General features: G+C 54.0%; 1 pseudogene. It reads right to left on the bottom strand.

The window, feature by feature from the left end:
- Nucleotides 1-842, bottom strand: a pseudogene (locus POW22_RS10285) (hypothetical protein); the annotation flags it as partial.

Raw genomic sequence — 842 nt, 5'->3', positions numbered from 1 at the left:
CGTGTCCGTGTTGGTCACGCGTGCCCAGATCACCTGTGGGTTGCTCGTGTTGATATAGCTGTCCGGTAGTGCATTGTCTCCCGTGGTGGCATCCACCTCGTTTTCGTGGTAGCTCACTACATAGATCACCGGATCCTGTCCGTTTAATATCTCATCGTCTTGGGTAGAGAGGGTGAACTCCCCAATACCGTCTGTACCATCACCTACATTATCACAGATGCGGTACGCCGCTGCTGGAGCAGTGGCCGTGGCCCCTTCTCTAACCTCGATATCAAAACTCTGCGTGGCCGAGTAACAGCCCGTCACCGTATTGGTAATGCGTACATAGATCGTCTGTGGGTTACTCACATTCACAAAGGCCTCTGGGGTGGCGATCGCATTGATGCCTGCATCAGCATCGGCCTCCACCTCGTGGAAGGTGATCTCCAAGTCCGTTGGGTCTTGTCCGCCTAAGATCTCTGGGATCTTCGTGTTTAGATCAAAGGTAGCCACGCCGTCTGTTGCCAGCTCACAGATGATGTAATCACTCACCTCTGGCGTCTCTGGTAGTGGGTTAACCACAATCGGTAACGCTACCAGGGTAAAGCAGCCTGTGGTGTCGTTGGTAATGCGTACCCAGATGATCTGTGGCGTCTCGGTATTGCTGTAGGCCGTTGGGTCTGGGATGGCCAGTAGTGGGTCGCCCGTCTGTGCATCAGCCTCAGTCTCATAATAACTCGCCGATACTCCGGGCTCTCCGCCGATGATCTCCGCCTCTCTTTGGGTCAGATCAAAGACCTCTATCCCATCACCTACCGTTACTTCATCACACAGCTCGATCGGATCGGGATCTGTGTTTGGAG

Origin of the sequence: Gilvibacter sediminis, assembly GCF_028561565.1 — a bacterium.
Classification (GTDB): Bacteria; Bacteroidota; Bacteroidia; order Flavobacteriales; family Flavobacteriaceae; genus Gilvibacter; species Gilvibacter sediminis.
The sequence above is the reverse complement of the archived record's forward strand: the minus strand, read 5'-3'. Positions and strand labels throughout refer to the sequence as shown.